This window comes from Anaerobacillus sp. 63XJN7_5_ISO-PGPR-S23-430 (genome assembly GCF_056173695.1).
Genome location: NZ_CM149686.1, coordinates 4,115,458 through 4,138,755, shown reverse-complemented (window position 1 = coordinate 4,138,755; position 23,298 = coordinate 4,115,458). Strand labels below are relative to the sequence as shown.

Here is a 23,298-nt window from a genome sequence, read left to right as displayed (position 1 = left end):
TGCTTTTTTTAATCTCACATGTACTATACACGCTCAGAAAAAGTTCTAAACGGGAAAATTACACATCAATGTGCTGCGTGATTATAGCAATGTAAGGCATAATAAGTTCAAAAGGTATTGTGATAGGGTATAGAAAGAATAGAACAATCCAATCAGGAGGCGATCGAAATGAGTTCAGAACAATTAGGCGTAAAAGAAGGGAAGCTTGCTCCCTGTCCAGATAAACCAAATTGTGTGTCGAGTCAAAGCACAGATGAGAAGCATGGGATGGAACCTATTTCATACAATGGGACAGCAGAGGAAGCAACCGCAAAATTAAAAACAATCCTAACCAATCGAAAGCGAACAGAAATTGTTGAAGAGAGGAAAAACTACATAAGAGCGGAGGAGAAATCAAAGCTGTTTAAATTTGTCGATGATATTGAGTTTTACATTGATACAGCAAATGAGAGCATTCACTTTCGTTCTGCTTCACGGACTGGATACTCAGATATGGGAGTTAATAAGAAGCGAATGAATGAAATCAGAGAAGAATTTCAAAAAGCATAAAACAACAGGTGCCTATGTGGCACCTGTTGTTGATTTATCAGAAGTCATTCGCTTCCTCATTTTCTTCTTCTAGTGTATCTTCATTCTCATCTTCTCGGTCGTCTTCTTCTCGTTCTGAAGAAAGGAACCAGCCTCCTAGTGCAATCGCAACAAGAACGCCCCAGAATGTGATTTTCCATGCGGGTTCTTTCGGGAAATCCTCAGCAAGAATGCCGAGGTTTGGATGAGCGAGCGTATAAATCGCAAGCTTAACCCCTACCCATCCGACAATCACGAAAGCGGCGGTTTCTAAACCTGGCTTACGGTGCAAAAGCTTCACAAAGTAATTAGCAGCGAAGCGCATAATGATTAGCCCGACAATTCCACCGGTTAGAATAACGAGAAATTGTCCACCATCCATACCTCCAATTTTTGGTAGCGTTGTATGAGGTAGCGTTAGAGCTAACGCTACAGCAGCTAGAATGGAGTCCACGGCAAATGCGATATCAGCAAGCTCCACTTTTAAAACCGTCGTCCAAAAACCAGGTCCCTCCTCGGACTTTTGATTTTCCTTGTTCTTCTCTTTTCGATCGCTGAGTAAAAATTTTTTCACGATGTGATTTAAACTGAGAAACAAAAGATAAATCGCTCCAATGGCTTGAACTTGCCAAATATCAACGAGAAAGGAAATGATGAAGAGAGAACCGAAGCGGAAAACAAATGCTCCTCCAAGGCCATAAAACAATGCTTTTTTACGTTTTTGTGGGTCAAGATGCTTCACCATTATGGCCATGACAAGGGCGTTATCTGCTGCCAGCACACCTTCAAGACCGATTAGAACAATGAGCACCCACCCGTATTCCAGTAAAAGACCAACATCCATGGTTATCTCTCCTTTACCTTCTCATTAGTATTCCCAGTTGGACAGTCCCATACTAGAAAATACATGCTTTAAAAGGTAGATCTATCCTATATACGATTCCACTCGGAAAATCCTTTGAAATCTTTTATCGTTTTGAAATGATGCCAAAATGGTATAAGGTAAAGAGTGGAGGTGGAAACATGCGTTTAGAAAATAAAAAAGTAATCAGTCTTGTTCATCATGAATTTGAAGATTTGGAGCTTATTTACCCTTACTATCGTTTAATTGAAGAAGGGGCAACGGTACATTACGTTGGTGAGAAAGCAGGAGAGAAGTATATTGGTAAATATGGTGTTCCCGTGGTTGCCGATTATGCTTATGAAGATATTAATCCTGCCGATTACGACGCGATCCTTGTTCCTGGTGGATGGGCGCCTGATAAGATTCGCCGTTTCCCTGAAGTATTGAAAATGGTTCAGCATATGGAAGAAAATAAGAAGCCAATCGGCCAGATTTGTCATGCTGGTTGGGTATTAATTTCCGCAAAAGTACTAGAAGGGAAAAAAGTGACAAGTACGCCAGGCATTCGTGATGATATGGAAAATGCCGGTGCGACTTGGATTGATGAGCCCGTTGTTGTTGACGGACATCTTGTATCTGCGCGTCGCCCGCCAGATCTTCCACAGTACGGAAAAGCCTTTGCTGATATTTTAGCGAAATAATATAAAAAGCTCACTCCTCATAAAATAGGAGTGAGCTTTTTATATTATTCTGTTACGCGATCCAGCTTTCCAGTTGCAGGGTCAATCACAAGCCCGTGAACAGGAAGATCCTTTGGAAGAAGCGGATGATTCTCAATCATCGATACGCTACCGCGCACGCCATCTTGAACCGTTGTAAATCCTTGTAGCCATGAGTGAAGGTCAATCCCTACGTGCTTCATGGAAGAAACAACTTCTTTTGTTACACTGTCTTCCATTTTGTGTAGCAGCTCATCTGGATCTACTTTGCCCATGCCACAGTCATGATGCCCAATAACCCAAACTTCTTCCGCCTGAAGTTCATAAACGGCTACAAGAATACTACGCATAATACTGCCAAATGGGTGACTCACGACAGCACCGGCATTTTTAACGATTTTCACATCACCGTTTTTTAGATTCATCGCTCGTGGAAGAAGCTCTACAAGACGCGTGTCCATGCAAGAGAGGATCACGATCTTTTTATCGGGAAGACCTGTTGTTTCATAAGGGACATACTCTTTATTAGCGACAAATTCCTCATTAAATTTTAATACTTCATGAAGGGTATCCATAATATTATCTCCTTGTCCTTTTAATTTTTTTCATTTGGCATGCAGTTTGGTACACTAGTGATAAAGATCCTTCACTTAAAGGAGTTTATCGATATGAAAGATATACCAATTGATCAGCTGGTTCAACAAATGAATGCACGAATGAAACAGCTCACATACAATGTGGAAGAAAATGATGCAGATGTCGATGGCATTCGAGAAGAGCTGATTGCCATTAAAACTTATTGTGACATGCTGCTCCAAGCATCGGGAAGTCATAGGCCTAAGCCTGCCGCCAACGCTGGAGTTAAACCGCTTCAGCAGCAAGCTGCCGCACCAGTTCAACAGTCGCTTTCATCAAAGCCGATGAAGGACGATGATGCGAACGAGGACTCGATTTTTGATTTTTAAGCGAAGCCGCCAAAGAGCGGCTTTTTTGTTTGCCGTTTTTAAATGCCGAACGCATTCGGATAAATAACTTCTCCGCTAACATCTTTTAGCGCGTCTTTCTTAAGTTCTTTTACCATGAACGCATCTCCTGCATCAAATGGACCAGAAATGTTTTGCTCAGAAGCAGGGGTGAAGCCGAATCGTGGATAATAGTCCTGGTGGCCAAGCACGAGTACGTGACGATATCCAAGCGAAGTAGCTCTCATCATGCCATCTTTGATCAACATGCTCCCAACTCCTTCTCCCTGTAATTCGGGAACGACTGCGACAGGAGCAAGGGCTAGGGACGTGAGCTTTTCTTTTTCTGTTGAAATGGTGATTTCACTAAAAAGGATGTAACCAACCGGATCCCGTCGATTATGTAGCGCGACAAGCGAAAGCTCAGGAACAAAGTGCGCAGACTCCCGAATCCTACTGACTAGCTTAACCTCATCTTCTCCACCAAATGCTTTTTGTAATATGGTTGAGATGTCCTCATGATCTTGTAACTTTTCTTCACGAACTTCAATCATGTTTCCATCTCCTTTTCTCTATCTTATTTTTTCAAAAATGAAAATAAAAAGCAACAATATTGCCGTACATATCTTCTTACCACTATTTCCCGGGGAACCAATTCAAATTCAAACAAATTTACGCTACCGAAAAAAAGCCCTCGAACGAATTGAGGGCTTTCATGTGCTTATTGGAAAAATGGATATTGACGGCGTTCTTGTTGAACAGAAATCCATTTAACAGTTGTGAATTTATCGAGTGCCCATTCACCACCGAAACGGCCAAGACCTGACTCTTTTTCACCACCGAATGCCATATGTGCTTCATCGTTCACCGGCTGGTCGTTAATGTGTACCATGCCCGTTTCGATTTGCTGAGCAACCTGAACACCGCGGTTTAAGTCGCGAGAGTGAACAGAGCCACTAAGGCCGTATGGAGAGCCATTTGCAATTTCGATCGCTTCGTCTACTGTGCTAAATTTAATGATTGGCGCAACAGCACCGAAAATTTCATCTTTTGCGATCGGCATGTCATTCGTTACGTTTGTTAAAATAACCGGATGCATCACGTTACCTTCCACTTCGCCACCAAGAATTTTCTCAGCGCCCTGTTCAAGAGAAGCGTTAAGTGACTCTTGAATGCGTTCAACTGCGTCATTGTTGATGAGTGGGCCAACAGCTGTTTTCGCATCAGAAGGGTCGCCTACTTGAAGTGAAGCTACTTTTTCTTTGAAAGCTTCAACGAATTTGTCGTGGATGCTTTCATGCACGATAATGCGGTTGATCGCCATACAAATTTGACCCTGATGCAAGAATTTACCGAACGCCGCTGATTCAGCTGCCTGATCAATATCGGCATCATCAAGAACGATAAACACGTTGTTACCGCCAAGCTCGAGCGCCGTTTCTTTAATGTTCTTACCTGCAAGCTCACCGATATGTTGACCAACTTCGGTTGAACCTGTGAAAGAAATCAACTTCGGAATCGGGTGTGTGACGAACGCATCGCCAATTTCAGAACCGCGTCCCGCTACGACGTTTAGTACGCCTTTCGGAAGTCCTGCTTCTTCAAATAGTTCAGCAATTAAGAACCCAGCGGTTACTGGCGTTTCAGATGCTGGTTTTAGAACAACCGTGTTACCTGTTGCGATCGCTGGTGCAACAGATCGCATGGAAAGGTGAAGAGGGAAGTTCCACGGTCCTATGACACCGATGACGCCTTTTCCGCTTTTATATATGCGGTTTTCTTTACCTGGCGTATCTGAAGGCGCGATTTGTCCCTTCATACGATATGGGAACGATGCAGACTCTTTTACAACGCGAGTGGCTGCTGCCCATTCGACATTTGCTTTGATTTTCGTACTGCCAGATTCTTTCACTAGCCAATCAATGATTTCTTCTTTTCGTTCTGTCATAAGCGCCGCTACTTTATCAAGAATTTGTTGGCGCTTGCCCGGTGTTGTCTGTGCCCATGATTTTTGTGCTTCTTTTGCCGTTTTATAAGCTTTATCTAGATCTTCTTCAGATGCTGAATTTAATGTAAAAATTTCCTCGCCGGAAAATGGATTATAATTTGTTACAGTTTTGTCACTAGAACCTTTAACCCATTCACCGTTAATATATTGCTTCGTATATGTGTTAGCCATGAGTCATCCTCCTTTAGTGTACGTTAGAGAAGGTTCCCGAATGCTTAAAGGATTAAACATACTAGCGTATAAGAATGTTTTTCCAACATAAAAAAGGCGTGAAGGGACAAATTGATAGTAATCCCTAAAGAAAGGAGGGAGACAGAATGCCGGAACCAATCCCGTTTTTTTATCCAGCAGAAGCTGATGCTATAAAAAATGCACATGATGCTTATAACGTATATGTAAACGACGATTATGTGGGCGATAAAATTTTGTTCTCTCACTGTGAGAAAATTGAAGATCTAAGCGAATATTTGAATCAAAAAGGCTTCTATAATTTCCAAGCGGAGGTTGAAGGAGATCATTACCACCTGCAAATGAACGAGCAGGATCAGGGGGAGCTTGTGAAGGATGAGCTCCACAGCTACCTCCGACTGCACTAGCGTTGGATTCGCTCCCAAATACGAAGCTTTCGCTCAGTCTGTCTCGCCGCTTCCTGTGCTTCTTCCACCGTTACTTCTGTAAAACGGATCTTCCCACCAGGTGGTAGCTGAGCAATAAGTGGCAAATCAGGACCAATCACCGTTCCAATCCGTGTGTACCCACCTGTCGTCTGTCGATCCGCAAGCAAGATAATCGGCTGACCGTTCCCAGGCAGCTGGATGCCGCCAACCGGAACTCCATCAGAAATGACGTTCGCTTCATGATTTGTTTCCAAATCAGAATGAAGTCGATAACCCATTCGATTGGATTGAGGTGAAACTTCATGAGTGGAAGCGAAAAATTGTTCCACAATGTGAGCTGAAATCTGTTCATGGTGTGGTCCTTTCACGACGCGCACTTCAATATCACGATCATAATCAGGAATCTCGGTGAAAAAAAGCCCGGTTCCTGCTTTTTGTTTCACAGGTTTACCAACGAGTTCTTCTCCCTTTTGAAGGGGACGTCCGAGACCAGCTGGCTCATAAACGGAGCGACTTCCCATATATTTTTCTGAGTGGAAGCCACCTGAAACGGTCAGATAAGCACGAACCCCATGTCGCGGCTGACCAAATTCTAGCACCTGTCCTTTTTTTATATGCACAGATTTCCAGAGCGGAATCCGTTTTCCGTTCACCATGGGAGACAAATCCCCTCCCGTTACAGCGACCACAAAAGACTCTTCTGCAATCAGTTCAGGTCCTTGCATCGTAACCTCAAGTCCTGCCGCATCGCGCTTATTCCCGACTAGAATATTGCCAACCTGAAGGGCAAAGCGATCGAGAGCTCCGGAAGCGGGCACCCCGTACTTCAAAAATCCAACCCGTCCTAAATCCTGATACGTCGTATACAATCCTGGCTTTTCGACTGAAAATAACTTCATCGGTTTCCGATCCTTTCCATCACGATGTTTTCTTCACTAAATCGTTTCCGAAGTGCTTTAATAAACGCAAGCGCCGATGGTTCATCTCCATGTACACAAACGGTATCAGCTTCGATCGGAATGATTGTACCATCCACAGCCGTTACCGTTCCTTCTTTCACCATTTGAATCACTTGTTCAATCGCCGCTTGCTCGTCTCGAATGATAGCATTCTTTTCAACGCGAGGGGTAAGCGACCCGTCAGGCTGATACGTTCGATCCGCAAAAACTTCAGAAGCATAAGGGAGTGCAGCGTCCTGCGCAGCGCGAATCAATTCTGAATTCGCAAGCCCAAATAGAATGAGCTCTGAATCAAAATCCTTTACGGCTTGCGCGATCGCATTCGCAAGCTCAGGATCCTTCGAAGCCATATTGTAAAGCGCCCCATGCGGTTTCACGTGCTGAAGCGGCACTTGATGCGCCCTGCAGAACCCGTGCAGTGCCCCGATCTGGTAAAGAACAAGGGAGTAAGCATCCTCTGGCGTGATGTTCATGTGTCGGCGTCCAAACCCAACTAAGTCTGGAAATCCAGGGTGCGCCCCAATCCCAACGTGGTGTTCCTTCGCCCACTCCACTGTTTTATTCATAATATGCGGGTCGCCGGCATGATAGCCACAAGCCACATTCGCTGACGATACGAGCTCAAGAACCTGTTCATCCTGACCGACCACATAGGTGCCAAAGCTTTCTCCAAGATCGCTGTTTAAATCAATGCGAAACGTCATTCGAACCCCTCCCTGCGTTCAAATTCGTAAGTGCCATCTTCAACCTCCCGCTGAATCCGCTTGTACTCTTCTTCATTAATCGATTTAAAACGTAAATAATCTCCCTGTTCAAAAAGAAATGGCTCGTCTTCTTCAGGATCGAACAATCGAAGCGGTGTGCGGCCAATTAAGTTCCATCCTCCAGGAGAGTCAAGCGGATAAATGCCCGTTTGACTCCCCGCAATGCCAACAGATCCGGCTGGCACAGACTTCCTTGGACTCTCAAGACGAGGCATAGCGATTTGTTCATCAAGCCCGCTTAAATAGGGGAATCCTGGTAAAAAACCAATCATGTTAATAAGGTAGCTTGCACCTGTATGTAGGTTAATGACGTCGGTAGGACTTAGGGAGTTGGTGTTGGCGAGATTTTCGAGATCAGGTCCATAGTCGCCACCATAAAAGGTAGGAATGGTGATCACATTTTTTACTTGATGGCTCTTTGTGTCAATTACAACCGCTAAGTTTTGAAGCAATGCAGTGATCTTCTCATAAGAAGTATCCCATGGATCGTAGTAAACAGCGACAGAATCATAAGCAGGAACCCATTCTATAAGACCAGTACCTTTTTGTGAACGTAGCTTCCGACAAAACGCTTGAATTTGATCAGTAAGAGCAGGCGATATATCCTCCTGAAAACAGCATTTCACAGCCGCTTCACCGAGTGGTTGAAAGGTGATCTCCATGATTAGTGCTCCTTTCGTTAATCTCTTTTTATAAGTTAAGAATAGAACTTCGAAGAGATTCCATTTTTTACACCAGTTGATCGGATTTCTGTCCCTTTAAGTTTACCGAAATTTCAAAAAGACAACAAATTATCCATGGAAAAAAGCGCCATAAGCCTTATAATGAGGGTAGACACTGATCAGCAAAGGAGATCGCTATGAAATTACATACTGCACGCTTTGGAGAAATGGACGTCACGGATGATCGTCTGATCACATTTGAAAGTGGCATTCCCGGCCTTGAGCACTTTAGAACTTACTGTCTTTTACCCGCCGACGACAAAGATGAGTCTCCTTTTTACTTTTTACAATCAACTGAAGAAAGCGGTCTTTGCTTCTTTCTCGCAGATCCGTTTTCCTTTTATCCAAATTATGAAGTAAACCTTGATGACAGCACGCTCGCTCAGCTCAATTTAACCGATCCAGCCCATGCACTGGTGCTCTCGATTCTTACTGTTCAAGGATCATTAAAAGACGCAACAATGAATCTAAAAGCTCCGCTCATCTTTAATACAGCGGAACACACAGGAAAGCAGCTCGTACTGAAGCAGGAGTACGGCATCAAAGAACCTCTATTGAAGCAAGTCACCACAGAGGAGGGTGAATAAATGCTCGTACTCGGACGTAAAAAGGGCGAATCGATTGTCATTAACGATGAGATTGAACTCAAGATTATTAGCATTGAAGGTGACACGGTGAAGCTTGGTGTAGAAGCGCCAAAGAATATCGCCATCCACCGAAAAGAAGTATATGAAGCGATTCAATCGGAGAATAAGCTTGCGGCGATGCAGGAGTTTAGCTTAGAGGATTTGAAGGAGTTTCAGAAGAGTAACAGTTCAAAGGGACCGAAGTCATAAGGCGGCGGTTCTTTTTTATGTTTTAAGAATGACTCTCCATTTTAGGACTAAAACATTAGCAATACGATGGCTATCGCTAGAATTTGACACCAATCCAAGTTTTTCTAATTATTTTTCAGAAAACTATTAAACATCTAAAAACCCCTGCCGATAATAGTGGTGTTAGGAAGTCCAAACGGATGTGGATTTTCTTGATAAAACCAATTACATGGAGGTAGATTTAGAATGATTATTAATCATAATATTTCAGCAATGAATACGTACCGTCAGATGAATGTAAACCAAAATGCAGCGAGTAGTTCAATGGAGAAGTTGTCTTCAGGTTTGCGTATCAACAAAGCGGCTGATGATGCTGCTGGATTATCTATTTCAGAAAAAATGCGTGGTCAGATTCGTGGTTTGGAACAAGCTAGTCGAAACTCCCAAGACGGAATTTCGATGATTCAAACTGCTGAAGGTGCTTTAACAGAAACTCACGATATGTTGCAAAGAATGAGAGAACTTGTTGTTCAAGGTAACAATGACACAAATTCAGATGAAGATAGACAACAAATTCAACAAGAAATTGATCAATTATCCACAGAAATGACAGATCTCTCTAATAGAGCTGAATTTAATGGAAAAAAATTATTAACTGGAACACTAGGGGTTAAAGACGCTGGAACAGGTTCAGCGGAAGTAGGTCTTGCCGCCGCAGGAGTAAGCATTAATGCCTCATCTGCCGCTACAGGAGCATCCTTTACTATTACAGCTGATACAACTGCTGGATCTAATTCCATTTCTTTATCTGATGGATCAGTAACTCAAACAATTTCAGTGACGGACGCTACTGGTCATTCTGGAACTCTAGATTTTGATAAGTTAGGTATTAAGTTGAATTCAACAGCTACTGTAGATTACTCGGCTGTTGCCATTGATTCAAATACTATTGAAACCACTGGTAACTCAGCTACACTACAAATTGGTTCCAATAAAAACCAGACACTTAATTTGCAATTTAACGATATGCGCTCTGAAGCATTAGGAACTGGGGCGGGTGCAAATGTATCTGATGTAGATGTTACCGATTCAGCTCAAAACTTTAATTCCAGACTTCAAATTATCGATGATGCTATTAAGCAAGTTTCAGATGAACGCTCAAAAATGGGTGCATATCAAAACCGTTTAGAACACACAATTAACAACCTAAATACATCTTCCGAAAACCTAACAGCTGCGGAATCACGTATCCGTGACGTAGACATGGCAAAAGAAATGATGACAATGACGAAGGAAAACATCAAGGCTCAAGCAGCACAGGCAATGATGGCACAAGCCAACCAGGCTCCACAACAAGTTCTTCAACTTCTTCGTTAATTAACTAAATTCACCGAAAGACCTTAGATCTTCTTCTAAGGTCTTTTTCTATAAAAAGGAGTGACGCTCTATAGATATAGCTGCCCTTTCAATCGTATTAAACCAATCCAAAGTCCAACAGCAAGTCCAAACATCCCTGACGAAAACTGCTATGAATCAAGCTGAAAATCAATCCAATGACCTTATTAAAATGCTGGAGCAATCGGTTCAGCCGCATATTGGGAACAACGTGAACATCAAAGGGTAGAACCTGGCCTCCTAAGATAGGGAGAGAACACGATGGAAGTATCCAAAATTCCACCTACTTCGGGGATGATACCCCACATAAAACAAACGGAAATTCCAACTGAGCCCCAAAGTCCCCAAAACACTGATAGTGAAGAAATTTTATTTACAAAAGAAGCTTTGGTTACTCGATTAAAAGAACTGAATGACTTTATTGAACCTGCAAAAACAAACCTCAAATTCCAGCTTCACGATAAATTAAATGAATACTACGTCCAAGTCATCGACACGAACACGGACGAGGTGTTAAAAGAAATACCTTCTAAAAAATTTCTTGATCGCTATGCGGCCACAGCTGAACTACTCGGTTTTCTAGTCGATCAAAAAATATAACTTCTCTGGAACTCTCAAGTTGAGAGTTCTTTATTTAGGTCTAATTACACCTTAAACTCTTAGGTTCCCCTGCCGATAGTATGAATAAGAGGAATGAACGGAGGAGATGTTCATGAGGATTTCCGGCTTAGCGACGGGAATGGATATCGATCAGATGGTGAAAGATCTGATGACGGCGGAGCGGGTTCCGCTCGATAAGCTATCTCAACAAAAACAAACGTACGAGTGGCAAAAGGATTCGTACCGTGAGCTAAATACAATGATGTCTGATATGCGAACTGCAGCTTCATCGATGCGTTTGCAGTCTGGCTACAATGCGTATAAATCGACTTCATCTAGTACAGCTGTAAAAGCAACGGCAACCTCAGCCTCGCTAGCAGGTTCCTATGACGTAACGGTGAATGAGCTAGCGCAAAGTGCGAAGCTAACTTCTGGACAGGCGATTATGAATGATGCAGGCACAGCAGCAAAAGGAACAGATAAAGTATTGAAATCAACTGAGACAGCATCGTTTCAGATAACGAACAGCAAAGGTCAAACGGCATCGATCAACATTACCGCTTCTGATACGTTCAAAAGCCTTGCTGAAAAAATCGCTGGTGCTGTAGATGATGGCACAGGCGAATCGCTCGGTATGAGAGCGAGCTTCGATAATACAACGTCGCGCTTTTTCATTTCTTCTAAAGCAATGGGTGGAGATGAATCATTTACGCTAAGCGGGTTTAGCGACACAAATATAGAAAATCGCATTCTCGGCGGTGCAGCGAATACAGCTCAGGGGAAGTACGGTTCCGTTACGTTTGATGGAATTACTGTCGATAACCTGAAGACAAATGCGACAACGATTAATAACCTGAAGCTCGATCTCGTTCAGAAAGGAACAGCAACTGTATCCGTTCAAAGTGACACGCAGGCGCCGTTCGATATGATTAAATCGTTCGTTGAGAAATACAACGAGTTCGTTGATAAAACGCAGACGCTATTAACGGAAAAGAAGTATCGAGATTTTCCACCACTAACGGATGCGCAGCGAGAAGATTTAACGGATAAAGAAATTGAGCTTTGGGAAGAAAAAGCGAAAAGCGGTTTACTTCAAAGCGATTCAACCGTTCGAGGCATTGTAAGTGATATGCGTAATGCCTGGATGTCTCCTGTAAGCGGTGTTCCTTCCGGTGAGCTAAATATGCTTTCCCAAATCGGAATTAACACGGGCGCTTATCAAGACGGCGGGAAGCTATTTATTGACGATGCGAAGCTAAAGAGCGCGCTTGAACAGAAGCCTGAAGAAGTGATGAATTTGTTTACGAGTGGGACTGATGGCATTGGTGACCGGCTTTACGATAGCGTCAACAAAGGCATCGATCAGCTTGGGAAGAAGGCTGGAACCCCGGGAACACTCATTGATAGTAGTTTTCTAACAACGAGATTAAAAAACTTAGATGAGCAAATGAATACATGGGAAGATAAGCTTGCGACAATTGAAAGTCGTTACTGGAAACAGTTTACGGCAATGGAAACGGCAATGGATAAAATGAATCAACAAAGTATGTGGGTACAACAAAACTTATTTGGTGGGATGTAGAAGATGAGAAGAATTGATGCACTAAATCAGATGCACGTTGTGACAAATCAAATTGCAAAATCGCTTGAAGAATTGAATCCTTCGATGGATGATAATGAACTAAATCAGCTTGAGGGGATTAATCATATGATTAACCGTCGAGAAGAGACGATTAAATTGCTTGATCTAGCTATGAAAAATGAAGGAGATCAGTGGTCAGAGGATGAGAAGCATTTACTTGAGCAACTAAGTGGTCTTGAAGAAACCATTCAACCAAAGCTTTCTGAGCTCTATGCTGCTTTTTCAGATCAGATGAGACGATTTCAGCAGAGCAAATCAGCTACGAGTAAGTATAAGAGCGGACAGGCTTACAGCGACGGCGCATTTTTCGATCAGCGTAAATAGGAGGAACGGATATGGCAATGAAAAATCCTTATCAAACGTACCAGCAGAATGCAGTGACAACCTCATCTCCACAGGAATTAACATTAATGCTGTACAACGGATGCATTAAGTTTATTCGTCTTGCAGCGATGGCGATGGAAAAGAAGAACATCGAAGCGAAGAATACGAACATCATTAAAGCGCAAAACATTCTTCAAGAGCTTCGGAGTTCGTTGAACATGGAAATTGAACTATCGTCGTCGCTCGATCCACTCTATGAGTATATGATTTCGGAGCTCGTTTCAGCTAATATAGCAAATGATTTAGGTAAGTTAAAAGAGATAGAGGGATTAGCTGAAGATTTCCGCAACACGTGGAAAGAAGCAATGGAACAAATGAAATAACGAGAAACAAAGAGGGTGAATGCAATGGAAAAAACATCTCTGTTTGGAGTACTGCTTGGCTTTTTCGTTCTGATAGGAGGACTTATTCTAAAAGGAGCGAATCCAGCAGCTCTATTAAACCCCGCTGCCCTCGTCATCATTTTTGTTGGGACAGCAGCGGCCTTATTAATCGCTTTTCCATTCTATGAAATTAAGAAGTTTCCAACGCTATTAAAAATTATTTTCTCAAATCAAAAGCTTGTAACCGAAAAAGAGCTGATTCCAATGTTTCGTGAATGGGCAACGGTTGCTCGACGTGAAGGACTGCTTTCACTTGAAAATAGTCTTGAGAAAATCGAGGATCCTTTTTTGAAACGTGGCTTTCAAATGGTGATCGATGGGCATTCTCATGAAGCGATTGAGGAAATTCTAGTAGAAGACATTGAAGCAATGAAAGACCGCCACAAAATGGGAGCGGGTATTTTTACACAAGCGGGTACATACGCTCCTACACTTGGAGTACTCGGGGCTGTTGTTGGGCTTGTTGCTGCGCTTAGTCATCTTGGAGATATGGAGCTTCTTGGTAAGTCGATTGCGGCAGCTTTTATTGCAACGTTGTTTGGGATCTTCACAGGGTATGTGCTCTGGCATCCGTTTGCGAATAAGCTGAAGCGTAAATCAAGCGCAGAAGCGCACATTAAGATGATTATGTTAGAAGGATTGCTAGCTGTGCAATCTGGCGCATCTCCTACAATGGTTGAGGATAAACTACTTGTCTATTTACCAAGTAAAGATCGTAATCTGGAAGAACCAAAGAAAGGGAACGAGGCCGGAGTAGGAGAAGGGGTAGGCGCTGATGCGTAAGAAACGGCATGAGGAGCATGAAGAACATGTTGACGAAAGCTGGCTCATTCCTTACGCAGATATGCTCACTCTTCTTCTAGCGCTCTTTATCGTTCTTTTTGCGGCAAGTACGGTTGATGTGAAGAAATATGAAGCGATTACTCAATCTTTTGAAGAAGTGTTGAATGGCGGAACTGGAGTCATGGAAAGCGAGCCTTCTACAATGCAGCCACAGGATGGATCGTTCGTCGGGTTAACAGAAGACGAAGACCCGGATGAGAATGACGAGAAGGAAGAAGAGCGGGAGGAAGAAAAGCTAGAGCAGGATCTGAATAAGCTTGAAGCGCTTAAAGGGCGAATTGATGAGTATATCGCAGATCAAGAACTCGACTCGTTCCTTCAAACGAAATTAACTGAAGAGGGCCTATTGATTACGATTAAAGAAGCTGCATTATTTAAAAGTGGGAAAGCTGATTTAACAGGAAATGCGAAGGAGCTTGCGAAGGAAATCTCTTCTCTTCTTGTGACAGACCCACCTCGTCGTATTACTGTTACAGGTCATACAGATGATCGGCCCATTAAAACGTCTCAATATGAATCAAACTGGCATTTGAGCTCTGAACGAGCGCTGAATTTTATGACAGAGCTATTAGAAAATAATAAGTTAAACCCAAAGCTATTTAGTTTTACAGGTTATGGAGAGTATCGGCCGGTGACGACCAATCAAACACAAGAAGGAAGAGCGAAGAACCGTCGTGTTGAGGTTTTGATTCTTCCATATAATGTTCAGAATTAACATAATGGGGTGGATAAGGTGAAACGAGTCGTAATTATCCTCCTAGCGGCACTAGGAATCGTTGGTGCAGGAGCGATAGCAGCCGTGCTTTTTCTTGATATCAATTTAAAAGAAGTGATTGCACAGCAGGAGAAGGAACCAACTGCGGAAGAACTGGCAGAAAGAAGTTACAGTATGGAACCATTAACAACAAATTTATCTTCAGAAAACTATGCGGTTGTTCAATTAAATTTACTTGCGGATAACGAAAAAAGTTACAAGGAGTTAGAAGTACGTAACCCTGAATTAAAAGCTATCGTTATTTCGATACTGGCTGGTTTATCGAAAGAAGATCTCAAGGGTTCAGAGGGTCTGAAGCGGTTTACCTTAGCAGTTCAAGCAGAGATTAATACTGTTCTACAAGATGGAAAAGTAGAGCGTGTTCTTGTAACGGACTTTAAAATTCAGTAAGCGGTTAACTTTTTAAGAAATTTTCCGATAATAACGGTATAATCCTCAAATTAGGGTACGAATAATAGAATAGGAGTAGTATTATAAATTGTCGGAAAGAGGTGACCGGATATGAATGTCAATAAACCGTCAGCACCACCTATTGTAAACCCTTACCAGAAGCATAATCCTGTTACGAAAGTGGAGCAGGTCAAAAAGGCTCCTCGAGAAGATGAGCTTCAAATCTCAAACAAAGCGAGAGAACTATACGACATGAAAACGGAACAAGAGCGTGAAGCCAAAGTAACCGCAATAAAGAAGCAGATTGAAGAAGGTACGTATCGTGTCGATAGTCAGAAAACAGCAGAGAAGCTGTTTGATCAGTGGTTCTAACAGGAGGCGGCACGATGGGGCAAAAGTTAATTACGGTTTTGAGCGAAATGATTCAATTGCATGAGACATTAATACCGCTATCTGAACGGAAGCATGAAGCGATTATTGAACGGGACATGGAGAGCTTAACAGATATTATGAAGAGTGAAAAAGATCTTCTTTTCCAGTTGAATTTATTAGAAGAACAACGCCAGCAGCTAACCTCTGAACTTGCAGGAGATCAGGAGCAAACGCTCAAAGAAGTATTGGGTAAGCTTAGCCCAGCTGTCAAACGAATGGTCGAAAGTAGAGCCAACGAGTTAAAGCAGCAAGCGGAGAAGCTAAAAGGATTAAATGAACAGAATGAGGAGCTTTTGAAAGATGCAATGGCTTTTATTCACCATATGATCGGTCATTTGACGACTCCGAGAGAACAATCGATCACTTACGGCAGGCCCAATCAAAAGAAGACAGCAGCACCAAGAGGTTACTTTGATACAAAGGCCTGACAGATCAGGTGAGGAAAGGGACGTGAAAGCATGACATCAACATTTCATGGTTTAGAAATTGGGAAAAGAAGTTTATATACGCAGCAGGCTGCTTTAACAACGGCAGGTCATAACATATCGAATGCAAATACACCTGGGTATTCAAGACAGCGTGTTGATATGCAGTCAACTTCTGCCCTCCCTTATTCCTATCAAACAGGAAGTGTTTCCTCTCAGCTTGGTACTGGTGTAAGTGTTCAATCGATTGAAAGAATTCGTTCCGAGTACCTCGATGGTCAATACCGCGAGCGGAACGCCATGCTAGGTTCTGAATCTATGAAGCTAGATACGCTGCAGCAGATCGAAGCGTTATCGGGTGAGCCAGGAAAAAATGGACTAAGCGCTTCATTGGATCGATTTTGGTCAGGGTGGGAAGATCTCGCTTCGAATCCAGATAGTAACGCAGCCAGATCCGTTGTTGTGAGTCGAGCAGAAGAGCTCCTTGATCAAGCGAAGTCGTTTCAATCAGGACTAACAAACGTAGCAGATAGTTTAAGTAAACAACAAGCCGCTGTAAAAGACCAAATCAGCTCAATTAATTCTCAGATTGATAGTTTAAATAAAGAGATCGTGAAGAACGGAAACGCAAACGACTTAATGGACCATCGCGATCAGCTTATTGATGAATTATCCGGCCTTATCAACGTTAATGTTCAAAAACAACCGAATGGAGAAATGTCGGTTACGTTTGATCAAACTAATCCTACTGGCGGGAAATTGAAGGGCATTCAAGATTCCCTTACGACAACAAATCAGCTTAAAAATGACCTGAACGGAATGTTTGAGCAGCTAGTTAAAGGACAGGATACGGTCGATGCAAGTGGGAAAACCGTTCATACTTCAGGAATGAATGAATTGTTATCTTCAGGGTTTTCGTTGGTTAGAAATGCAGATGGAACAATGCAACAAGGTAAGCCCCTCTTTGACACGAATGGGACTGGAAACACGTTTCTTGAACAAACGACCATCACGAAAGACGTGAAAGCGAATCCTGCTACGCTTGGCGCCTCTTCAAGAAACGATGCTCCGAGCAATGGTGACATTGCAATGGCGATCAGCAATTTGAAAGATCAGAGCTTTACGTTTGATATCTCTGGATCTAACGATAAGGTACATACGAATGTCAACGATTTTTATAGCACGCTTGTTTCACGTCTTGGCTCAAATGCGCAGTCTTCTGAGCGTACGGTGAATAATCATGAGTCCGTTCTTCAGTCCATCAATAACAACCGAATGTCAATCAGCGGTGTTTCACTTGATGAAGAAATGGCCAACCTCGTTCAGTTCCAACATGCTTATAACGCTGCAGCACGATATGTTAGTACGACTGATGAACTTCTAGATGTGATTATTAACCGGATGGGCGTCTAGCCGGAGAAGGAGTTATCGAATGCGAATTACTCAACAAATGTTATCAAGTAACATGGTGACACAAATGAATCGAAACCTTACCAATCTCGAAAAAGCCAATCAGCAGGTTTCGACTGGTACCCGTATCAACAAGCCATCTGATGACCCAATGGGTACGGAAAAATCACTGAAGCTATCGTCGCAGCTGGCTGATAATGAACAGTATGAGAGGAATACCGATTATGCGATGTCATGGATGGAGATGACGGAACAATCGCTTAGTAGTATTTCGAACTTGATGCAGCGAGCTAGTGAGCTTGGCGTACAGGCTTCGAATGGCACAAATTCAGCTCAAGAGCTGGAAACAATGGCAAAAGAATTTAAGCAGTTAAGGGAAGAACTCAAAGGTTTAGCCAATACGAAGCTTGATGGAAAATACATCTTTAATGGACAGAAAACGGATCAACCCGTCGGAATTGACCAGGATGGGAATGTATCTTTTGATAACCAGTCCATCAATCAGCGAATTTCTCCATTTAGCGATGTGAAGATTAACGTTGATGCGGGGGAAGTATTTGATGGTCAGGTGAATTTATTCAAAGTACTTGATGAATTTTCTACGGCATTATCAAGTGGAGATAAAGAAGGCATGAATACCGTCCTTGGAAAAATAGAAGAAGGCGCAGAACAGGTTCTGACAAGCTGGACCGGTATGGGCGCTCGTCAATCTCGAGTGGAAAGTATGAACCAGCGTCTGAAGGATGAGAATCTAGCCGTTCAATCATTCCTTTCTAAAAATGAAGATGTGGATCTTGCGGAATCCATCATGAAACTTAAAACGGAAGAAAGCGTCTATCAGGCATCCCTTGCGGCAAGTGCCAAGATCATTCAGCCTTCTCTATTAGACTTTCTTAGATAACCAAAACCCCTCTCACATTTGTGAGAGGGGTTTTGGTTATCTAGTTCATTTATCTCTTAATCGTATTCGCCAGTCCCATCATTTCATCGGCCATCTTTATCGCCTGGCTCTGGAATTGAAGTAACCGCTGGGTTGAGATCATCTCGGTCGTTTCGTTCGCTAGATCAACGTTCGACATTTCGAGAAATCCCTGTCTCGTTTTAAATTCTTCCCCAGGAGCGACAAGCTCAAGCTGCTCATTATCTTGAAGAGAGAATTCATTTCCTCCCACATTGGTGAGAGCCTCGGGCCGATTAATCTTGGCGATGCTAAGTTGATAGGTTTGTTCATTTCCAGTTGCATCCGTCCCCACAATTTCTCCAGTATCAGAGATGGCAAGTTTAGCCGGATCGCTGTTAAATGTAATCGCATTTCCGCTCGTGTCTAGAATCGGGTTACCGCTACTATTCACGAGTGACAAAGTCCCATTCTGATTTTGTAGTTCGAATGATCCGTCCCTTGTGTAGTGAATACTATCACCATTTTGAGTTCGGAAATAGACGTTCTCTCCTTCAAGCATGACGTCAAGATCTCTGCCAGTTTCTTGTGCTGATCCTTGTTCATTACGAAGGGTTGTTAAGCCGATTTTTGAGCCGAAACCAACGCGAAGATTTTCTGGTGTTTCTCTTCCAGGCTCCGTCGCCTCACCTGTTTGGTTCGCATACGTTTGAGTTAATAGATTTTGAAACGTCGCTTCACGGCTTTTGTACCCTGCTGTATTCACGTTCGCAATATTATTTGCGATTGTATCTATTTTCTTTTGTGTCTGACTAAGTGAAGAAGAGGCTGTGGCCATCTGGATATTCAATCGTAACCCTCCTAGTAAACGCGACCAACATCATTGACTGACTTGTCGATGCTTTGATCATAAGTTTGTAGTACTTTTTGGTTTGCTTCATATAAACGATAAGTATTCAGCATATCGGTCATCGTGGTCGTCATATCAACGTTCGATCCTTCGAGAAATCCTTGCTTCACGGCGTACTGGTTGATGTCTGTCGTCTGGATATTTCTCGGTGCATCATTTTCATTACCTTCCCATTCGAAGACACCATTTCCTTGCTGTGCTAGCTTGGATGGATCGCCCGTATAGCCAATCCATATTTGTTGCTCATTTCCGTTTCTTTCACGAATTGTTCCATCGTCGGTCATTGTAAAAGAATCATCATTGAGTTGAATTGGCTGAAGATCTTCCCCAAGAACTTGGTATCCTTCGCTCGTTGTTAGAAATCCATCTTCATTTACTGAGAAATTTCCATTTCGTGTATAGCGAATGTCATTATCTTCAAGGCGAACACCGAATAAAAGTAGGCCTTTTTTACCGGTTTCTGCATCAATTGGAAGGTTCTCATCGTTGAGAGCCATGTCTGTTTGTTTGCTCGTTTCTTTAAGGGAACCGTTTGAGAAATTAGGAATGCCTTCTTGTGTATAGACGCCTTGTTGAAGAGTGCCAATGGAAGAGTTAGGGGTAGGTGTGTTCGTATTTCTTTCTTTTAGTAGATATTCAGGGAAGGAACGGAAGGTTGCTTCATCCTGTTTGAAGCCCGGTGTTTCGGCATTTGATAAATTATTCGTTAAGAATTGTTGCTTTCGCTCGCTTGCCATCATACCGGATGTTGCCGTATACATGCCTTTAAACATTATTTCGCTCCCATCGTAGTACTATCGAACGCGTACATTGAATTTTGTAACTCTATTATACCGTTTAAATATGGGAAAATTAAGTGAAAAAAGTCGTTTTTTAGGTTAAAACACTCATTTACTATTATTTTTGACAATGCTATGCTATCACTAACGAAAAAATTGTCGAATGAGTATAACTATGGTTTTGTATCCATTTTTTAACTTTAAAAACAGTTTTATACAAGGAGTGTGAAAAGCTTCGTGAACGTTTTTCAATCGATTAGACCGCTTGAACAAGCATTGAATGCGTCGATGGTGCAGCAGCGTACTATCACATCAAATATATCAAATGTTGACACCCCTAATTACAAACGTCAAACCGTTTCATTTCAAGACACCCTGCAGGATGCAACAAAGAATCTGCAGAGCTACAAATCCAACCCCAAACACGTCCCTTTTAGTAACGAAAATAATGCATCAAAGACCGTTGTCAAAACGGATCAAAATACACTTAATCAATCAAATGGCAATAACGTCGACACGGATGTTGAAATGGCCGAACTTGCCAAAAATCAACTCTGGTACAATGCGATGATTGAAAAGACCAACAGCCAGTTCCGTGATTTACAGAAAGCAATTAGAGGGAGCTAAATCATATGAATTTATTTAATGGGTTCAATACGAGTGCTTCAGCTTTAACTGCAAACCGTCTTAGAATGGATGTTGTTTCATCCAATATCGCAAACGCTGAAACGACTCGCTCTGAGCTCGTCGATGGGGAATGGCAGCCATACAAGCGAAAAGTGGTAGAGCTTAAGGAAAATTCGTTCGAGAGTAAGCTTCAAGCCGCAATGGGAAATGGCGAAGCGCCAACAGGAGTGAAAGTGTCGAACATTAAAGAAGATAATGCTCCTAATAAACTAGTTTATAATCCCGCTCATCCCGATGCGAATGAAGAAGGTTATGTGGAAATGCCAAACGTGGATATGGTGAAAGAAATGGTTGATATGATGTCAGCATCTCGTTCCTATGAAGCGAACGTAACAGCGTTAAACGCAACCAAAAGTATGTATATGAAAGCGCTCGAACTTGGTAAATAACGGTCGGGCATAGGAGGATCTTATGAACACAATTAGTGCACTTCAGCAGCTTCCAACACAAGCGAAGTCTCAGGTTACTTCGGGTGAAGCAACGGCTGATTTTGGTCAGATGCTTCAGGATGCGATCAAACAGGTGAACAACAATCAAGTGGCATCTGAACAGATGACGAATAAGCTTGTGACTGGAGAAGTTCAGGATGTTCACGAGGTTATGCTTGCAGCACAAAAAGCCTCACTATCTCTAAATTTAACGGTAGAAGTGAGAAATAAGGTTATTGAGTCATACCAAGAAATCATGCGTATGCAAATGTAGTATGTCAGGGATGGATAAGAGATGAACCAACAACTACTAAATTTTACAAGTCGCTGGAAAGAAACATGGGGTAGCTATTCAACGAAAACCAAATGGCTCATCGGAGGGACTTTTCTGGTCACTCTTCTTCTGCTTCTATTCCTTGTTTTTTGGATGTCTAAACCTAATTTAACTCCGATTTATTCTAATTTAACGCCGACAGAAGCTGGTGAGATCAAAGGGGCCATTGAGCAGAAGGGAATTCCGGTAGAAGTTTCAGCGGATGGAACAACGATCAGCGTGCCAAAGAATCAGGCGTCTGATTTAAAAGTAAGTCTAGCGGCTGAGGGTATTCCAAAAAGTGGTAACGTTAACTACAGCATCTTTAGTGAAAACATGGGCATGGGGATGACAGATCGCCAATTCGATGTTGTAGAGCGAGATGCGATGCAAAATGAACTGAGTTATTTAATTGAGCAAATTGGCGGTATTCAGGAATCAAAAGTGATGATTACCCTACCGGCTGAAAGTGTTTGGCTTGATGAAACAGGTGAGACAGCTTCTGCCTCGATCGTCCTTACGAGGGATCCTGGTGCTCAGCTTGACCAGGGCCAAATCACAGGCCTTTATCATCTTATAAGTAAAAGTGTTCCGAATCTCCCTGTTGAAAATATTGTCATCATGGACCAGAACGGAACTGCTTTTGATTACGGCGAAAGTGGCGGCGTTGATACAACTTTATCCGCTTATCAGCAGCAAGAGGACATTCGTAACGGCATCGAAAAAGACATGCAGCAAGAATTACAGCAAATGCTTGGCATGATTCTCGGACAAGATAAAGTGGTTGTTTCTGTAATGGCTAGCGTGGATTTCACAAAAGAAAAGCGCACGGAAGACCTTGTCGAACCTGTTGATGAAGAAACAGGTGAAGGCATTGATATTAGCGTTGAGAAAATCATGGAATCCTATTCTGGTGATCAAGCTGCTGCCCAGGATGGAACGGGTACAGATGAAGGCGAGATTCCAAACTATAATGCAGATGACCCAGATGCCAAGGGCGACGGCTCTTATGAAAAAGTAGAAGATCGCATCAATCGTGAAGTGAATCGTATTCATAAAGAAATCGAAGAAAGCCCTTATATGATTGATGATATTACAATTAACGTTGGTGTAGAGCCACCTGTCGCTGACGATATGACTAGTTTAACAGCAGCTCATATAGAAGATATTCGCACTGTGCTCAAAAATGTTGTCCGTACGTCTTTGAGTGAAAGTGATGTTCCGCTTGAGGATGCTGCTCTTGAAGAACGTATCTCTGTATTTGCGAATGAATTTAGAGGGCGTACGGACTATGAAGAGCCAAAGCCAGACATCTTTTCTTCTGTTCTAGACAGTGTTCCAAGCTGGGTGATTTATGCGGTAGCTGGTGGCGTTGGTATTCTTCTAATTGGTGGAATCATTCTTCTCTTCCGCCGAAAAGGAAATAAGGATGAGGACGACTTCATGGAATTTGAACAGGCGTACAGTGTACCAGAGGATCACTACTTGCCGAGGGAAAAAGAAGAACGTGAAGTGGATATGACCCCTGATGCACTAATTGGAAAAGATGAAATTGAAACTCTCGCAAAAAATGATCCGGAAGAGTTTGTGAAACTACTAAGACTATGGATGAACGAAGAGTAGGGGG

The 23,298-nt window shown here is 42.6% G+C and carries 32 protein-coding genes; 23 read left to right on the top strand and 9 right to left on the bottom strand.

All coding sequences use genetic code 11. The features are described from left to right. Positions 1-168: 168 nt before the first annotated feature. Positions 169-549, top strand: a complete 381-nt coding sequence (locus AC0VYJ_RS21330; protein WP_475366202.1) for a DUF1499 domain-containing protein — start codon at positions 169-171, stop codon at positions 547-549. Positions 550-586: 37 nt separating this feature from the next. On the opposite strand, the gene AC0VYJ_RS21325 is transcribed toward AC0VYJ_RS21330, so the two are convergent. Then, on the bottom strand, positions 587-1,411 hold the full coding sequence (locus AC0VYJ_RS21325; protein WP_194218275.1) for a TerC family protein: 825 nt from the start codon (positions 1,409-1,411) through the stop codon (positions 587-589). 179 nt (positions 1,412-1,590) lie between these two features. Between AC0VYJ_RS21325 and AC0VYJ_RS21320 the strand changes: the two genes are divergently transcribed. After that, the gene (locus tag AC0VYJ_RS21320) at positions 1,591-2,112 is read left to right on the top strand and encodes a type 1 glutamine amidotransferase domain-containing protein (protein ID WP_475366201.1); all 522 of its coding nucleotides are present in this window, start codon (positions 1,591-1,593) and stop codon (positions 2,110-2,112) included. 44 nt (positions 2,113-2,156) lie between these two features. Here AC0VYJ_RS21320 and AC0VYJ_RS21315 read toward each other — a convergent pair whose 3' ends face one another. Next, positions 2,157-2,705, bottom strand: coding sequence for a beta-class carbonic anhydrase (locus AC0VYJ_RS21315; RefSeq protein WP_404683744.1), 549 nt, complete (start codon positions 2,703-2,705; stop codon positions 2,157-2,159). 93 nt (positions 2,706-2,798) lie between these two features. On the opposite strand from AC0VYJ_RS21315, the gene AC0VYJ_RS21310 reads away from it, so the two are divergent. Continuing rightward, the gene (locus tag AC0VYJ_RS21310; protein WP_475366200.1) at positions 2,799-3,095 is read left to right on the top strand and encodes a DUF5327 family protein; all 297 of its coding nucleotides are present in this window, start codon (positions 2,799-2,801) and stop codon (positions 3,093-3,095) included. 38 nt (positions 3,096-3,133) lie between these two features. Here the strand turns inward: AC0VYJ_RS21310 and AC0VYJ_RS21305 are convergent, their stop codons facing one another. Together AC0VYJ_RS21305 and AC0VYJ_RS21300 are read right to left on the bottom strand one after the other, a co-directional pair. After that, a complete protein-coding gene (locus tag AC0VYJ_RS21305; RefSeq protein ID WP_475366199.1) occupies positions 3,134-3,646 on the bottom strand; it encodes a GNAT family N-acetyltransferase in 513 nt (170 codons plus the stop codon). Between the two features lie 167 nt (positions 3,647-3,813). After that, positions 3,814-5,271 (bottom strand): aldehyde dehydrogenase family protein, encoded by a 1,458-nt coding sequence (locus tag AC0VYJ_RS21300; RefSeq protein WP_475366198.1) that lies wholly within the window; start codon positions 5,269-5,271, stop codon positions 3,814-3,816. Positions 5,272-5,417: 146 nt separating this feature from the next. Here AC0VYJ_RS21300 and AC0VYJ_RS21295 point away from each other — a divergent pair, with 146 nt between their 5' ends. Then, positions 5,418-5,696 carry a hypothetical protein gene (locus tag AC0VYJ_RS21295; protein ID WP_194218284.1) on the top strand — a complete coding sequence of 93 codons (279 nt, stop codon included), beginning with the start codon at positions 5,418-5,420 and terminating at the stop codon, positions 5,694-5,696. On the opposite strand, the gene AC0VYJ_RS21290 is transcribed toward AC0VYJ_RS21295, so the two are convergent. From AC0VYJ_RS21290 to pxpB, 3 genes are read right to left on the bottom strand one after another with little or no spacing between them, the layout of a single operon-like run. Further along, positions 5,693-6,616: a 5-oxoprolinase subunit C family protein gene (locus tag AC0VYJ_RS21290; RefSeq protein ID WP_475366197.1), complete on the bottom strand. Its 924-nt coding sequence runs from the start codon at positions 6,614-6,616 to the stop codon at positions 5,693-5,695. The two genes, AC0VYJ_RS21295 and AC0VYJ_RS21290, sit on opposite strands and share 4 nt — an antisense overlap. Next, positions 6,613-7,380, bottom strand: a complete 768-nt coding sequence (locus tag AC0VYJ_RS21285; protein WP_475366196.1) for a LamB/YcsF family protein — start codon at positions 7,378-7,380, stop codon at positions 6,613-6,615. Before AC0VYJ_RS21285 ends, AC0VYJ_RS21290 begins: the two co-directional genes overlap by 4 nt. After that, on the bottom strand, positions 7,377-8,102 hold the full coding sequence (gene pxpB / locus AC0VYJ_RS21280) for a 5-oxoprolinase subunit PxpB (RefSeq protein WP_475366195.1): 726 nt from the start codon (positions 8,100-8,102) through the stop codon (positions 7,377-7,379). Before pxpB ends, AC0VYJ_RS21285 begins: the two co-directional genes overlap by 4 nt. A 197-nt stretch (positions 8,103-8,299) precedes the next feature. Between pxpB and fliW the strand changes: the two genes are divergently transcribed. The 15 genes from fliW to flgL all read left to right on the top strand — a co-directional run bounded on the left by fliW (position 8,300) and on the right by flgL (position 18,557). Next, positions 8,300-8,749, top strand: coding sequence for a flagellar assembly protein FliW (gene fliW / locus AC0VYJ_RS21275; protein WP_427391409.1), 450 nt, complete (start codon positions 8,300-8,302; stop codon positions 8,747-8,749). Further along, the gene (gene csrA / locus AC0VYJ_RS21270) at positions 8,750-8,998 is read left to right on the top strand and encodes a carbon storage regulator CsrA (protein ID WP_194218289.1); all 249 of its coding nucleotides are present in this window, start codon (positions 8,750-8,752) and stop codon (positions 8,996-8,998) included. A 225-nt stretch (positions 8,999-9,223) separates the two neighbouring features. After that, the gene (locus AC0VYJ_RS21265; RefSeq protein WP_475366194.1) at positions 9,224-10,354 is read left to right on the top strand and encodes a flagellin N-terminal helical domain-containing protein; all 1,131 of its coding nucleotides are present in this window, start codon (positions 9,224-9,226) and stop codon (positions 10,352-10,354) included. Positions 10,355-10,424: 70 nt separating this feature from the next. After that, a complete protein-coding gene (locus tag AC0VYJ_RS21260; RefSeq protein WP_475367537.1) occupies positions 10,425-10,601 on the top strand; it encodes a YjfB family protein in 177 nt (58 codons plus the stop codon). A gap of 32 nt (positions 10,602-10,633) precedes the next feature. Further along, positions 10,634-10,972 (top strand): flagellar protein FlaG, encoded by a 339-nt coding sequence (gene flaG, locus AC0VYJ_RS21255; protein ID WP_475366193.1) that lies wholly within the window; start codon positions 10,634-10,636, stop codon positions 10,970-10,972. 112 nt (positions 10,973-11,084) lie between these two features. After that, complete coding sequence (gene fliD / locus AC0VYJ_RS21250; protein WP_475366192.1) at positions 11,085-12,554, top strand: flagellar filament capping protein FliD; 1,470 nt, start codon at positions 11,085-11,087, stop codon at positions 12,552-12,554. A 3-nt stretch (positions 12,555-12,557) separates the two neighbouring features. Continuing rightward, entirely contained in the window at positions 12,558-12,938 is a 381-nt protein-coding gene (locus AC0VYJ_RS21245; protein WP_303532584.1) for a hypothetical protein, read from the top strand. An 11-nt stretch (positions 12,939-12,949) separates the two neighbouring features. Next, a complete protein-coding gene (fliS, locus tag AC0VYJ_RS21240; RefSeq protein ID WP_303532581.1) occupies positions 12,950-13,321 on the top strand; it encodes a flagellar export chaperone FliS in 372 nt (123 codons plus the stop codon). Between the two features lie 24 nt (positions 13,322-13,345). Continuing rightward, entirely contained in the window at positions 13,346-14,164 is an 819-nt protein-coding gene (gene motA / locus AC0VYJ_RS21235; RefSeq protein ID WP_226615816.1) for a flagellar motor stator protein MotA, read from the top strand. Beyond that, positions 14,154-14,939, top strand: a complete 786-nt coding sequence (motB, locus tag AC0VYJ_RS21230) for a flagellar motor protein MotB (RefSeq protein ID WP_475367536.1) — start codon at positions 14,154-14,156, stop codon at positions 14,937-14,939. Before motA ends, motB begins: the two co-directional genes overlap by 11 nt. An 18-nt stretch (positions 14,940-14,957) precedes the next feature. Next, positions 14,958-15,389: a flagellar basal body-associated FliL family protein gene (locus tag AC0VYJ_RS21225; RefSeq protein WP_475366191.1), complete on the top strand. Its 432-nt coding sequence runs from the start codon at positions 14,958-14,960 to the stop codon at positions 15,387-15,389. Positions 15,390-15,500: 111 nt separating this feature from the next. Beyond that, positions 15,501-15,761, top strand: a complete 261-nt coding sequence (flgM, locus tag AC0VYJ_RS21220; RefSeq protein WP_194218296.1) for a flagellar biosynthesis anti-sigma factor FlgM — start codon at positions 15,501-15,503, stop codon at positions 15,759-15,761. 14 nt (positions 15,762-15,775) lie between these two features. After that, positions 15,776-16,249 carry a flagellar protein FlgN gene (locus AC0VYJ_RS21215; RefSeq protein WP_475366190.1) on the top strand — a complete coding sequence of 158 codons (474 nt, stop codon included), beginning with the start codon at positions 15,776-15,778 and terminating at the stop codon, positions 16,247-16,249. Positions 16,250-16,279: 30 nt separating this feature from the next. After that, the gene (gene flgK, locus AC0VYJ_RS21210) at positions 16,280-17,659 is read left to right on the top strand and encodes a flagellar hook-associated protein FlgK (protein ID WP_475366189.1); all 1,380 of its coding nucleotides are present in this window, start codon (positions 16,280-16,282) and stop codon (positions 17,657-17,659) included. A 19-nt stretch (positions 17,660-17,678) separates the two neighbouring features. After that, entirely contained in the window at positions 17,679-18,557 is an 879-nt protein-coding gene (gene flgL / locus AC0VYJ_RS21205) for a flagellar hook-associated protein FlgL (protein WP_475366188.1), read from the top strand. Between the two features lie 49 nt (positions 18,558-18,606). On the opposite strand, the gene AC0VYJ_RS21200 is transcribed toward flgL, so the two are convergent. Further along, the gene (locus AC0VYJ_RS21200) at positions 18,607-19,404 is read right to left on the bottom strand and encodes a flagellar hook-basal body protein (protein WP_475366187.1); all 798 of its coding nucleotides are present in this window, start codon (positions 19,402-19,404) and stop codon (positions 18,607-18,609) included. A gap of 11 nt (positions 19,405-19,415) precedes the next feature. After that, complete coding sequence (locus AC0VYJ_RS21195) at positions 19,416-20,237, bottom strand: flagellar hook-basal body protein (RefSeq protein ID WP_303532564.1); 822 nt, start codon at positions 20,235-20,237, stop codon at positions 19,416-19,418. A 243-nt stretch (positions 20,238-20,480) separates the two neighbouring features. On the opposite strand from AC0VYJ_RS21195, the gene flgB reads away from it, so the two are divergent. The 4 genes from flgB to fliF are packed head-to-tail and all read left to right on the top strand — an operon-like array spanning position 20,481 to position 23,294. After that, positions 20,481-20,870, top strand: a complete 390-nt coding sequence (gene flgB, locus AC0VYJ_RS21190; RefSeq protein ID WP_430245157.1) for a flagellar basal body rod protein FlgB — start codon at positions 20,481-20,483, stop codon at positions 20,868-20,870. Between the two features lie 5 nt (positions 20,871-20,875). After that, positions 20,876-21,319: a flagellar basal body rod protein FlgC gene (gene flgC / locus AC0VYJ_RS21185; protein ID WP_226615807.1), complete on the top strand. Its 444-nt coding sequence runs from the start codon at positions 20,876-20,878 to the stop codon at positions 21,317-21,319. Between the two features lie 22 nt (positions 21,320-21,341). Beyond that, on the top strand, positions 21,342-21,632 hold the full coding sequence (gene fliE, locus AC0VYJ_RS21180) for a flagellar hook-basal body complex protein FliE (protein ID WP_303532558.1): 291 nt from the start codon (positions 21,342-21,344) through the stop codon (positions 21,630-21,632). 21 nt (positions 21,633-21,653) lie between these two features. Next, positions 21,654-23,294, top strand: coding sequence for a flagellar basal-body MS-ring/collar protein FliF (fliF, locus tag AC0VYJ_RS21175; protein ID WP_475366186.1), 1,641 nt, complete (start codon positions 21,654-21,656; stop codon positions 23,292-23,294). The last annotated feature ends 4 nt before the right edge of the window (positions 23,295-23,298 follow it).